This window comes from Vibrio sp. 10N.286.51.E5, assembly GCF_041469125.1.
Lineage (GTDB): Bacteria > Pseudomonadota > Gammaproteobacteria > Enterobacterales > Vibrionaceae > Vibrio > Vibrio crassostreae_C.
Genome location: NZ_JBFRJZ010000045.1, coordinates 34,516 through 47,456 on the forward strand (window position 1 = coordinate 34,516; position 12,941 = coordinate 47,456).

At 44.5% G+C, this 12,941-nt stretch carries 13 protein-coding genes; 9 read left to right on the forward strand and 4 right to left on the reverse strand.

Features of this window, described 5'->3' with window-relative positions; all coding sequences use genetic code 11:
- Positions 1-408: 408 nt before the first annotated feature.
- Positions 409-930: a DUF2058 domain-containing protein gene (locus AB4161_RS16255; protein ID WP_010441213.1), complete on the forward strand. Its 522-nt coding sequence runs from the start codon at positions 409-411 to the stop codon at positions 928-930.
- Positions 931-1,058: 128 nt separating this feature from the next.
- On the opposite strand, the gene AB4161_RS16260 is transcribed toward AB4161_RS16255, so the two are convergent.
- Entirely contained in the window at positions 1,059-1,280 is a 222-nt protein-coding gene (locus tag AB4161_RS16260) for a hypothetical protein (protein ID WP_017059142.1), read from the reverse strand.
- A gap of 307 nt (positions 1,281-1,587) precedes the next feature.
- Complete coding sequence (locus tag AB4161_RS16265; RefSeq protein WP_372083638.1) at positions 1,588-2,472, reverse strand: LysR family transcriptional regulator; 885 nt, start codon at positions 2,470-2,472, stop codon at positions 1,588-1,590.
- Positions 2,473-2,604: 132 nt separating this feature from the next.
- Between AB4161_RS16265 and AB4161_RS16270 the strand changes: the two genes are divergently transcribed.
- Together AB4161_RS16270 and AB4161_RS16275 are read left to right on the forward strand one after the other, a co-directional pair.
- Positions 2,605-3,615, forward strand: a complete 1,011-nt coding sequence (locus AB4161_RS16270) for an aldo/keto reductase family oxidoreductase (RefSeq protein ID WP_372083639.1) — start codon at positions 2,605-2,607, stop codon at positions 3,613-3,615.
- Positions 3,616-3,624: 9 nt separating this feature from the next.
- A complete protein-coding gene (locus tag AB4161_RS16275; protein WP_017066157.1) occupies positions 3,625-4,017 on the forward strand; it encodes a heme-binding protein in 393 nt (130 codons plus the stop codon).
- 112 nt (positions 4,018-4,129) lie between these two features.
- On the opposite strand, the gene AB4161_RS16280 is transcribed toward AB4161_RS16275, so the two are convergent.
- Together AB4161_RS16280 and AB4161_RS16285 are read right to left on the reverse strand one after the other, a co-directional pair.
- Entirely contained in the window at positions 4,130-5,503 is a 1,374-nt protein-coding gene (locus AB4161_RS16280) for an L-cystine transporter (RefSeq protein WP_017059148.1), read from the reverse strand.
- Between the two features lie 185 nt (positions 5,504-5,688).
- Positions 5,689-6,384, reverse strand: a complete 696-nt coding sequence (locus AB4161_RS16285; RefSeq protein WP_372083640.1) for an NAD-dependent epimerase/dehydratase family protein — start codon at positions 6,382-6,384, stop codon at positions 5,689-5,691.
- Positions 6,385-7,102: 718 nt separating this feature from the next.
- On the opposite strand from AB4161_RS16285, the gene AB4161_RS16290 reads away from it, so the two are divergent.
- From AB4161_RS16290 to AB4161_RS16315, 6 genes are all read left to right on the forward strand, one after another.
- A complete protein-coding gene (locus AB4161_RS16290) occupies positions 7,103-7,714 on the forward strand; it encodes a flavin reductase family protein (protein WP_017065519.1) in 612 nt (203 codons plus the stop codon).
- Between the two features lie 57 nt (positions 7,715-7,771).
- Positions 7,772-8,818, forward strand: a complete 1,047-nt coding sequence (gene cobT / locus AB4161_RS16295) for a nicotinate-nucleotide--dimethylbenzimidazole phosphoribosyltransferase (protein ID WP_136984745.1) — start codon at positions 7,772-7,774, stop codon at positions 8,816-8,818.
- Complete coding sequence (locus AB4161_RS16300) at positions 8,818-9,624, forward strand: adenosylcobinamide-GDP ribazoletransferase (protein ID WP_372083641.1); 807 nt, start codon at positions 8,818-8,820, stop codon at positions 9,622-9,624. The genes cobT and AB4161_RS16300 overlap by 1 nt, the downstream gene beginning before the upstream one ends.
- 9 nt (positions 9,625-9,633) lie before the next feature.
- Complete coding sequence (gene cobU / locus AB4161_RS16305; protein ID WP_372083642.1) at positions 9,634-10,236, forward strand: bifunctional adenosylcobinamide kinase/adenosylcobinamide-phosphate guanylyltransferase; 603 nt, start codon at positions 9,634-9,636, stop codon at positions 10,234-10,236.
- A gap of 9 nt (positions 10,237-10,245) precedes the next feature.
- Entirely contained in the window at positions 10,246-10,863 is a 618-nt protein-coding gene (locus tag AB4161_RS16310) for a histidine phosphatase family protein (RefSeq protein ID WP_372083643.1), read from the forward strand.
- A 140-nt stretch (positions 10,864-11,003) separates the two neighbouring features.
- Positions 11,004-12,800: a M3 family oligoendopeptidase gene (locus AB4161_RS16315; protein WP_372083644.1), complete on the forward strand. Its 1,797-nt coding sequence runs from the start codon at positions 11,004-11,006 to the stop codon at positions 12,798-12,800.
- Positions 12,801-12,941 lie beyond the last annotated feature (141 nt).

A 12,941-nucleotide genomic window follows, 5' to 3' on the forward strand; every position in this document is an offset into this window, starting at 1 on the left:
GTTATCCTTATTGATTGATGTCTAGAATAACGTAGTCAAGAGTTATGACATTGGAGTTATAACTCTATGGCATTTATTCAAATATGAGATATATGCCAAGGTTTTATAAAATTGATTAACCATTGAAAATTAACATATTGTCTTATCGGAATGATAAGTGGTACGCGCGCGAATAATAGGGTCAGTTAATGCTTTCGAGTCGGTGGAACAGCCAATATTGGCGTGCTTAAGTGAAAACTGTGTGTCGCGGTAAAGTGGAGGTTGTGAGCAACAAGAAGGGAATATGGACACAGCTTAGAGCTATCAGCATAAATTTTGCGATTGTTCTGTAATTTACTCTTGTTCAGTAAACAGAAACCTCAAAAACAGGTATGATAGTGCCGTTTTTAATCCTGAACTGGGAAAGTCATGGCAAAGTTAACACTCCAAGAGCAGATGCTTAAAGCTGGCTTGGTAAATGAGAAAAAATTAAAGAAGGCGAAGAAAGGCTCTAAAAAGTCTCGCGTTCAGTCTCGTGAAGCAAAAGCGGCAGCTGAAGAAACTAAACTGGCGCAGCAAGCGAAAGACAAAGAGCTAAACCAACAGTTGAAAGAACAACAGTTGAGCAAAGAAATTAAAGCTCAAGTGAAGCAACTGATTGAGATGAACAAGATCGAACAGAAGAACGGTGAGATCAAATACAACTTCACCGACGGTACGCTAGTTAAATATCTTTACGTAGAAGAGCTGACTCAAAAGCAACTAAGTAAAGGCATTCTAAGTATTGCTCGTCAAGGCGAGAGCTATGTTGTTATTCCAACAGCAGTAGCGAACAAGATTGCTATGCGCGACGAAGAATCTATCGTTGATACGCAGGCAGGTAGCACAGACGAAGTAGACGAAGATGACCCGTACAAAGACTTCGTGATCCCAGATGATCTAATGTGGTAATCCGTTTTACCTAGCTCCATTTTAATGGTTAGCTAAGTTTACAGGATCTAAGAATGCAGCGAACAATCACTCGATTGGCGCTGCATTTTTTTTGGCGCGAAATGACTTCAACAAATCTTGAATAAAGCTTAGTGTTCTGACATGCCGTAAACAAGGCTATCATTGGCACTTGCATGATCGATAAAATCGGTATTAGCGCGCTGTTCGTGTTGGTCATAGCCATCGAAGTAACAGTCGCCAATTTCATTGCGCGGGCAAACGTGAATGTGGTCTTTGATGACCAGTTCGGTAGAGCAGCATGGGCAGTGTTTTACATGTCCAGTGAGTACCGTAGATCGATTTGGTTTCATACATCATCCTGATAGGCACTGTAATATGATTGCCTATTTGCACCCTAAGTTACGCAAATTAGTGTGTCGTTATGATTTCATTTTTAAGTCAATAAAAAACGATTCGTAGAGTGAATGTTTAGGTATTAATGTAAATGTAAGAGCAAGAAAAAATAAAAGAACTAGGACGAGTAGGCTTGAAAGTAGATCGGCCATATAGTCGACTTTCACTGGTATCACATTCAGCCGAAGAGGTTGAAGTAGAGCTCGCTACGACGAATATGTTGGCCAGATGAAACCAACAAGCCCTAGTGAGCTGTGCATCATTTTATCGACTTAAGCTTTCAAAGTAATACTGAACAAATTTAACGAACACTTGGTGTTTCTTTGCCGGATAAATAACTTGCGGATAGAACAGATAAATGCTGTTGCCTTGTTGCAGACATTCATCAGGCAGCACTCGCTCTAATTCTCCCAGTTCGACCTCTTTGGCAACGTAGTAACTTGCAATACGGATGATGCCACTGCCTGCCATAGCTTGTTGCTTAAGCAGGTGGTTGTCATTACTTGAAAGCCAGCCGGACACATCAATATTTACCGATTTTAAAGGCCACTCGGTTTGGTGCAGAGTTGCTAAGCATTGATGATCACTTAAGTCACTCACATTGGTAGGGCGACCAAATTGGTTAAGATAACCGGGAGTCGCGACTAAATCATGTTGATAGCTAATCAAGTGTTTCGCCACCATGTTGTCAGGTGGCGTATTGGTGGCACGAAACGCGATATCGATATCATCTTGATTGAGATTAAAGTTGGTGTAGCTACTGTTTATCTCGAAACGAATCTCAGGGTATTGCTGCCTAAACTGTTGGCAGATATCGAATAGATATACCTCAGTAAACATCTTTGGCGCAGTGAGGCGTAATAGGCCTTTGACGATGTCGTGTTGCTCAGAAACACTGCGTTCAAGCTGTAAGACTTGCGAGCGAATCGTTAAGCCTTGTTGTAACGCGCGTTCGCCTTCTTGGGTTAAACGAACACTGCGAGTGGTTCTGACCAAAAGCGGGCACTGTAAATCGTTCTCTAAACGTTTGATCTGTTCAGAAAGGTAGCTCTTAGAGATACCGAGCTTTTCGGCTGCCTTGGTAAAGTTGAGTTGCTGAGCAAGTTCTACAAACAGGATCAGTCGTTCTATTCTTTTGTGTTCGTTCATTCGCGCGTTCCTACCAATCTATTGTTCGTCATATCAAACAATCATTTCGTAACTAGCATATTCTGTTTTTTAAAAAGAACAATATGATAGAGGCATATTTCTGGTCAGCAAATCTTCTAAGCGAGAATCGATATGACGAACAGCACTGAATCTACAAACAAAACGAATGACAAAAAACGTATCCCATTATCAAATTATCTACCGAATGTTGGGCAAATTGCCTATGGCTGCATGGGGTTAGGTGGTGGCTGGAATGATAATCCAGTGACGAGTGCGGATGTTGCTCAAACACGAAGCGTAATCGGCACCGCGCTAGAATCGGGCATTAACTTATTCGACCATGCGGATATCTATACCTTCAGCAAAGCTGAGCAAGCCTTTGGTCAAGCATTACAACAAGCGCCTGATCTGCGTGAACAGATGTTCATTCAATCTAAGTGTGGGATTCGTTTTGAAGGCGAGGGCAATGTTGGTCGTTATGATTTCTCGGCTGATTGGGTAGGCCAATCGGTAGACGGTATTCTCAATCGATTGAATACTGAAAAGCTTGATGTGCTGTTATTGCACCGCCCTGATCCTTTGATGGAACTCGATGAGCTAGCAAGAACGTTAGAGAACTTAGAAGCGCAAGGTAAGGTCGATTATTTTGGTGTGTCGAACATGAACAGCCATCAAATTCAGTACCTGCAATCTGCGCTTGGGCAACCCATCGTCGCGAATCAAGTTGAGATGAGCTTAGCCAAATTGGATTGGTTGAATGATGGGGTGATGATTAACTCGCAAGGGCACCATCAATCAGACTTCGCCGCAGGCACTCTTGAACATTGCCAATTGAATAACATCCAACTGCAAGCTTGGGGCTGTTTGGCACAAGGCCGATTTGCTGAGCAAGGTTTGTATTCAGAACATGAAAACGTGAAAAAGACAGCGCACTACGTGGCTCAGTTAGCGAACCAATATGGCGTAGAAAGTGAAGCGATTGTGTTGGCATTTTTGCTTCGTCACCCTGCTCGTATCCAACCTGTAATTGGCACCACAAATCTAGAGCGAATCAAAGCTTCGGCAGTCGCGACTCAGATAAACCTGTCTCGTGAAGAGTGGTACAACCTATACGTGTACTCACGTGGTCAAGCACTGCCATAAGGAATGAATATGTTGAATCAAAAGATCGCGCAACAACTGGTGTCTAACGCTCTAGACATTGCTGAGCGTAATCAACAAGCAATCGCGGTGAGCGTGTGTGATACGCACGGTGAGTTACTGGCGTTTATTCGCATGGATAATGTGAGTGTTCAAGCCGGATTGTTAGCACAGAACAAAGCTTATACATCTGCAAGAGATAGACAGCCAAGCGGTAACTTAGGTGCTTGGGCGAGAGAAACTGGTAAAGACTTAAGTTACTGGACTGACCCAAAGATCACTGGCTTTAAAGGCGGTGTTCCCATTGAATTAAATGGGCAGGTGATTGGCGCTATTGGTGTCAGCGGATTAAGTGAAGACGACGATGAAGCACTTGCCGAAAAAGTCATTCAACTTGTGTTCTAAGCTGTTGCTCGTGAAGTAATGGAAGTTAGAAGTAACAGATAATAAAAAACCGATGCATGTGCATCGGTTTTTTTGTTTAACGAGACTCAAGTGCTTGAATCAATCGAACCCATTAAGCGTTCGCTTGTTCCAGATCTTGTTGCTTGTCTTTCTTGCCTAATAGGCGGCTTGTGATCGTACCGGCTGTCATAGCACCAGATACGTTAAGCGCCGTACGTGCCATATCGATAAGTGGCTCGATAGAGATAAGCAGTGCTGCAATCGTTACAGGAAGGCCCATAGCAGGAAGTACGATAAGCGCCGCGAACGTTGCACCGCCACCTACGCCAGCAATACCGAATGAGCTCACTGTGATAATGGCAATCAGAGACAGAATGAAGTTGATGTCCATTGGGTCGATGCCAACTGTAGGCGCAACCATGACTGCTAGCATTGCAGGGTAGATACCCGCACAACCGTTTTGACCAATCGTCGCACCGAAAGAGGCAGACAGGTTAGCAATCGCTGGTGGCACGTTTAGCTTAGTGATTTGAGCTTCAACGTTCAGTGGAATTGTTGCTGCAGAACTACGAGACGTGAAAGCGAACGTCAGTACAGGCCAGATCTTTTGGAAGTACTCTTTCGGGTTTACACCAACAAAAGAAACCAACACACCGTGTACGACGAACATCAGTAGAATCGCAACGTAAGATGCAACGATGAAACCCAGTAGGCTGAGGATGTCAGAAGCACTTGATGTTGCAACTACCTTCGCCATTAACGCTGCGATGCCGTATGGCGTTAGTGCCATGATCATCTTAACTAAGCGCATAACGATAGATTGTGACGCTTCAACGAAAGTACGGATTGGAGATTCTAGTTCTTCTTTCTCTGCCATCACTTTACGAGCAGCGATGCCCGTTAGCACACCAAAGATAACAACCGCGATGATAGACGTAGAGCGAGCCCCCGTTAGGTCTGCAAATGGGTTAGTCGGAATAAAGCTGATCAGCATTTGTGGAATTGTTAGGTCTGAAACGCTACCGATGCGGCTTTCAAGTGTTGCGATACGTGCTGTTTCGCGAGCGCCTTCTGTTAAACCTTCAGCAGACAGGCCGAATGCTTGCGTTACAACAATACCAACAATCGCAGAAATCGCGGTTGTTGCTAACAGTACAGAAATGGTGATACCAGAAATCTTGCCCAGTGAGCCGCCTTTTTCAAGCTTCACTACTGCTGCAATCATTGAAACCAATACTAATGGCATGATCACCATTTTCAGTAGGCCAACATAACCACGGCCAACAATATTTACCCAGTCTAGTGTTTCGTTGATGACCGGATTGCCTTCACCAAATAACAGCTGTAGACCAAGACCAAATGCGCTACCAAATACTAAACCGAGTAAAACGAGGCGAGAAAGTGTGTTTTCTTTTTTCTGCTGTCCGTAGAGAAAAAAGAGGATACCAGTGAATACCGCTAAGGCAGCGATAGCTGAAAATGACATTTGTTTTCCTTATGAATCTCTTTAAATCGATAGGGCGCTTAGATATATGGGCGCAAATACTGTTAGCTACAGTAGCGACCTGTAACAAAACGTAAAATAAGGAAAAGTAATTTATTAGAACGATTAGTAATATCCACTCAATAGGATGGGTGGATATTCAACATTGTGATGAATAGGTGAGCTTTTTAGCGATATTTTGCCAATAAATTGAGCATGTCACTTGACGAGTAAATTTCGATATTTTGGAAATTATTTTCGAATAACCGGAACAACATTGCTTTGGCTACGTCTTCCGACTGAATAGGGCGTAGGTTTTTGAACTTACCAAGCATAAATGGAGACAGCAGAGGAAAGACACTTTGCAGGAGTTTTTCATCAGCTCTAGGTTCATCACGCTCACCCACCAGAGGCCCAGGGCGTGCGATGAAAAGCTGCTTGAAGCCAATACGTTTTAAATTTTGTTCCATTTGTCCTTTACAGCGAAGGTAGTGCGAATAGGAATCTGGTGAAGCGCCATAGCTAGAAACGACCGCTACGCGTTGAACCCCAAGAAACTTCATCGACTGTGCGACTTGGCTAACCAGTTCCACATCGATTTTGCGAAGCGCTTCTTTTGATCCTGCCTTTTTCTTAGTCGTACCTAAGCAGATAACGCCAAGATTAGGCGTCGCATTCGTCTCATCCCAACGGGTAACTTGCAGGTCGCTGTGAATGAGTGTGTGGAGCTTGTTGGAATCAAACTGTGAATCTAACGCTCGGCGAGATAGGGCATAGATATGATCAACGGCGGGTTCATCGATGAGCAACTTCATCACATGATGACCAATTAACCCGGTTGCACCAGCCACCACGACCGATGTTTTGTCTCCAGAAATGCTCATTTTAATCCCTTCTTCACTCCACAAGTGCTTGTTTAATATAAACAGTGTTTGAATTTTAAGCGAATAAAAGTTTGTTAAACGAGTGGTCAGTAGTATGTGGGGAGTCGCCTGTTTATGGAAAAAGAGATGATTTAGTTTGGCTCGACGCATAAGTACGGTCTGAAGCATAAGTACGATATGAAACATAATGGCGGTGGGAAAGATAAATGCGGTTTGAAACTTAAGTTAGGCGTTAAACATAACAAAGCCCGCTGGGCGACGGGCTTTGTTACTTTTCTTGCTTCTTACTAGGTAAAGGACAGTGGTATTTTCCTTACCTTTTTGCTAGCTTTCTTACTTGATTTATTTGGTTTTCTTTTACTTGAATTTGGAATCATTACACCTCCTAAATCGTTGTTCTGTTTTGTCTTTCAATCGATTGTCTTTCTTCGTGTAGCGTCAGTGTTGTGGGCATTCACTGTATGGGTACTTATCAATGGAGAGATTAATAAGTAATTTAGATAAGGCATAAACGATGCCAAAATGTAAGTTATTGATAAATCTATTATCAGTATTATTTGTGTTTTAGGGTTCGTCAATTTGACTGTCAATCTGAGAAAAAACCAGTGTGATCTGTTTAAATTAAGAACACTCTCTGCGGTTTCTGCCACATAGCCATAGATACAGCCTTGCTTAACACGTAAACTGAGTCGTAATTCACATAGACCAAGGACGTGCTATGAACCTCAAGCTTGATACTCTTGCTCCCACTCAGATTTATCACCTGATGACACAAACCGTTGTTCCTCGCCCGATTGCGTGGGCATTGACGGAATCTTCTGACCAAGAGTACAACCTCGCGCCTTTCTCTTATTTCACGCCTGTTTCTAGTAATCCGCCGTTACTGATGTTATCGGTTGGGAAGAAGCCGTCCGGCGAAATCAAAGATACCACTCGTAATGCCCTAGAAACGGGTAAGCTAGTGATTCACATTGCTTCTTCAAGTTCTGCCGAAACCATGACGGCGACAGCAGCTACCCTTGAACATGGTGATTCGGAAGTCACCGCGAATAACATTGATCTGGTTGAATTTGAAGGCTTCTCTTTACCGAGATTGAAAGAGTGCGCGGTCGCTTTTGGATGCACCTTGTACGAAGTAAAAGAGGTTGGAGAAGTGCCACAAAGCCTTATCTTTGCTCAAGTCGAAACCGTGTACATTTCCGAAGACGTGATCGACAAAGACAGTGAGCGTCTTAAGATCGACGCGTTAGCACTTGATCCTTTATCTCGATTGGGTGGCGGTGAATACGCCACGCTTTCCAATGTGTTTTCTGTCGCACGCCCTAAGTAGCAATACCTAAGTAGCAGCCCTATATCAACGTACCCAGAATAAGCGTTTTTAAAAACTATGTTAGATACCCAATACTCGCAGTACATCCAACACCGTATTGACCAAAAAACCAAGCCACATGGCGCGCTTGGCTTACTAGAAAAAGTCGCGCATCAACTGGCATTGATTCAGAGCCAAGGCAAACAAGCTGCGGTTGAACACATCGAATTGAATACGCCAAGTATCATTATATTTGCTGGCGACCATGGCATAGCTGATGAAGGTGTGAGTATTGCTCCAAGCGCGGTAACACAGCAGATGGTGTTGAACTTCCTAAATGGAGGTGCAGCGATTAATTGCTTCTGTGCGGTGAATAATATCGATATCACGGTAGTCGACACGGGGATATTGTTGCCTGTGGAATCTGATAGTGGCATGTTGATTTCTCAGCGCTTGGGTACGCGAACCAAAAACTTTGCCAACGAAGCGGCAATGAATTTAGAAACGGTGGAACGTGGGATTGAACTGGGCGCAGAGCTTGTATCTAGAACCATTTCGAATGGCACTAATATCATCATGTTTGGTGAAATGGGCATCGGCAATACCAGCAGCGCGTCAGCGATTTTAAGTGCGTTAGCGAATCGTTCTGCAGATGAATGTGTTGGCCTCGGAACTGGCATCAACAATGAACAGCTTACACGTAAAGTGACTGTGGTTGAGCAAGGTGTTGCACGTTGCAAAGGTTTAGATGCGACTGAAGTTAAAGATATTAAAGAGGTACTAGCACAAGTCGGCGGTTATGAAATCGTTCAAATGGTCGGTGGTTTCCTTGGTGCTTACCAAAACAGAACACCAGTATTAGTCGATGGCTTTATCGTGTCGGTTGCGGCGTATGTCGCGACCTTAATTGAACCGAACTGCCGTGACTATATGATCTTTGCACATCGCTCTGAAGAGTCAGGGCACAAAATTCTGTTAGAGCTACTAGACGCTGAGCCGTTGCTTGATCTTGGGTTGAGATTGGGCGAGGGCACTGGTGCAGCTTTGGCGATGCCAATTATTCGTGCGGCAGCCGAGTTCTATAACAACATGGCGAGCTTCGAAAGCGCTGGAGTCACGGTTTAATGAGTGATACTCCAGAAGGATCGTTGAAAGATCGAGTCACTTATCAATGGGAGCTGTTTGCTCTGGCGATGGGTTTCTTTTCTCGATTGCCAATGCCAAAGAACACGCCTTATTCAACAGAGCGAATGAATCGTTCTGGTCGCTACTTTTCAACGGTTGGTTTGTTACTTGGTGTTCTATGTGGCGGTGTGTTCTTGCTACTTGATGCGGTACTGCCGAGTGCAGTAGCGATCTTCTTGATGATGAGTTTCAGCTTAATGCTCACTGGCGCCCTCCATGAAGACGGATTGACCGACATGGCGGATGGCATCGGTGGCGGTATGACATTGGAATGCCGCTTGACCATCATGAAAGACAGCCGAATTGGCACATATGGTGCGTCTGCGCTGATCATGGCATTGCTTGGTAAGTGGGTTCTGCTGCATGAGCTCCTCAGCTTGACTGGATTGTTTATGGTCATCGTGACGAGCTACACCTTTAGCCGAGCGATCGCAGCATCGCTAATTTACGACATGCCTTATGTCAGTGATTTGGACACGAGCAAGAGTAAGCCATTGGCCAACAAGCAAACTAAAGGTGAACTTGTCTTTTTATTGTTTGTGGGCGTACTGCCTAGCCTGTGGTTTGGTCTTGAATTCGCTATGGTTTTATCGGTCGTCGCCTATCTGTTCAGAGCAGGTTTCAAAAAGTGGTTAACGGCTCGAATCGGTGGCTTTACTGGCGACTGCTTGGGGGCAGCACAGCAGGTGATGGAGTTATTGATTTACCTGGTATTCATTACTGCATTTTACAATGGCTTTCTATAACGGTTTCCTATGACAAACACGAATCAAATTAGTCACACAAGACAGCGAAACAGCTATCTGGTTTTGGGCGGGGCTCGTTCAGGTAAGTCGAGTTTTGCAGAGCAACAAGCATTATGTGCGTTTGAAGCATGTTCAAATGGACGCCTCAATTATATTGCGACAGCGACATATCTTGATGATGAAATGCGAGAACGAATCGCGCACCATCAACAGCGTCGTGGCGAGCAGTGGATTGAGCATGAAGTACCCGTCGAATTAGCCGAAAAACTGCTGTCTTTTGAGAAAGAAGATGTGGTGTTGATTGACTGTCTAACCTTGTGGTTGAACAACATCATCTTTGAACTGGGTGACGATACAACCAATGAACAGGTTGAAGCCGTGGTTGAAGTATTGGTCAAAAGCGTCGAGCAAAGCCCAGCGCAAATTATCATGGTGTCTAACGAAGTTGGCTTAGGTGTGGTGCCGTTGGGTAAAGTGTCGCGCTTATTTGTAGACAATGCAGGACGAATGAACCAAGCGCTAGCTCGCGTCGTTGAGCGCGTCACGCTGGTTGCTGCCGGATTGCCGCTGCACTTAAAACCATCTAATCACTTGCTTGATACTCAAGCCTAGGTCACGCACATGGTCAATGGAACAACCAAAAACATCTATCTGCTAAGACATGGCAAAGTCGAAGGAAAAGCTGCACTCATTGGTTTATCTGATGTATTGGTGAGCCCTGAGCTTCAAGAGCAGATATGTCAGGCGCTTGCTACACAAGACATTACCTTTGATAGCGTGGTTACCTCGCCATTAAGACGATGTGGTGGTCTCGCGAGCTTGTATGCAGAGCGTATGTCTGTGCCTTTGTCGGTTGCACCTGGCTTTCAGGAAATGAACTTCGGTGAAGTCGATGGTGTCCCATTTGATGAACTTGAAGACAAGTGGGGAATGCTAGAAACCTTTTGGCAAAACCCAGCAAATCATCAACTGACTGGTGCAGAAAGTTTACAGAGCTTCCACGACAGAGTAACTCAAGCTTGGTCGCAACTTTTGAACAATCCAAGTGACAATATATTGTTGGTTACTCATGGTGGTGTGATTCGTATTCTGTTAGCGGAATGCCTTGATATCGATTGGAAAAATCCGAGTTTGTACTCGAAGTTATCGATAGAAAACGCGTCGATAACTCATATTCAAATCACTCAGTTTGCACAGAGTTTTATCAGCGTTAAATCGATAGGGCTGCCTGTTCTCTGAGTGTTCAAAAAACACAGTTTGAGAATTAACAATCTATTAGATCTGTAAATAGACACAGATCTAATAGATCGAAATATAAAGCGGCGTTCACAGCCGTTATACCTGATTGGTATTACTACCTACGTGAAAGGAATTTAGTCATGACAACACCGAGTTGGGATCTAAGCATTGCTTACAGCGATCTTAATGATGCAAAAATCGAACAGGACATTGAACTCATTCAGCAGTGTATTGAGCTGTTGAACTTACACGTTGAAAAGCGTCACATCATTCTAGCGATGCAAAATGCGATTCAGACTTCAGAAGCGGCAGGCACGTTACTCAGCACGATCAACACTTTTGCTAATTGCCACGCATCGGTTGACGCGACACACACAGAAGCGAAAGCACTGCTTGGTCGTGTTGCGAAGCTGAACTCTGAAATGGCTCAAGCGTTCAGCCCTTACGAAGACACGCTAATTCACGCAGAACTAGAATTTATTGATGCAGTATTAGAGCATGACAGCGCAGATGTAGCAGGACAACGCTTTGCTATCGAAAGTTCACGTAAGTTATCAAGCAGTCGACTCAGTGTTGCTGAAGAGCAGTTATTGGCAGCGATGAAGGTTGATGGGCGTGACGGATGGGGTCGTTTATACGATAACCTAACCGGTTCTTTAAAACTGTCGCTAAAGCTGGACGGTGAAGAGGAAGCTCTAGGTTTTTCACAAGCCGCGAGCTTGTTATACGGCAGCGAATTCGACAAACAAGAGCCGGCATGGCGCGCGGTTCAAGGCGCAATGAAAACGCATCAAGAGTCGTTTGCTTCGATTCTAAATGCATTGGCGGGTTGGCGACTAACGGAAAACAAAAAGCGCTCGAAAATTAGCGATGTGCATTTCCTTGCTCCAAGCCTACACGGTAGCCGCATTGTGCCAGAAACGTTAGACACCATGATGTCGGTAGCAAAAGCTAATCGAACGGTTGGCCAGAAAGCGGGTTTGTTGATGGCAAGAGTTCACGGCTTAGATGAAATGAAGCCTTGGAATCATTTAGCAGCAATGCCACCACTTGGTGACGCTGAATCTAAGATCTACCCATTTGATGAAGCTATCGAAGTGATCAAAACTGCGTTCGCTGAAGTAAATCCAGAGATGGCTGATTTTGTCGCTTTGATGGTTGAGAACGGTTGGATTGATGCCGCTCCAGCTGCCAATAAACGTTTAGGTGCGTACTGCACTAAATTTGCTGCGACACGCACCCCGCTTGTGTTCATGACATGGAGTGGTAGCCGCTCAGACTTAATGACATTAGCGCACGAGCTAGGCCACGCGTTCCACAACTGGGTGATGAAAGACATGCCGTTGTGTCAAACACGCTACCCAATGACGCTAGCAGAAACGGCTTCGATCTTTGCTGAAAACATCGTTCGTGACCATCTATTGAAGCAAGCAAAAACACGCAATGAGAAACTTGAAATGCTATGGGAAGAGCTTTCTTCTTCTTTGGCATTAATGGTGAACATTCCTGTGCGTTTTGAGTTTGAAAAAGCTTTCTACGAGCAGCGTGAAAAAGGTGAGCTAACGGCTCAGCAGCTGTGTGACTTGATGGAAACGACTTGGAAAGAGTGGTACGGCGATGCAATGACAGAAGCCGCCCCTTACTTCTGGGCGAGCAAGCTGCACTTCAGCATCTCTCAAGTAAGCTTCTACAACTACCCATACTTGTTTGGTTACCTATTCAGTAAAGGTGTTTATGCTCAGCGAGATGCGAAAGGCGAGCAATTTTACGGCGATTACGTGTCGTTGCTTCGTGATACAGGCAGCATGATGGCGGAAGAAGTCGTTCAAAAGCACCTGGGTATGGATCTGACTCAAGCGGATTTTTGGCAACAAAGCATCGACATGGTCAAAGTTCAAATCGATGAATTTGAAAGATTGCTCGATCAGGAAGATTAATTGATCTCAATCTGTTCATGGCAGGTAAGAGCTGTGTTAGCTTACGTGGCTCTTATCTTGCTGACATGACTTGAGAAAAGCTGAGACAACCAAAAGCTGCTTTAAATAGAGAAAGTTATTTGGAACAGATGTCGGTTAGTA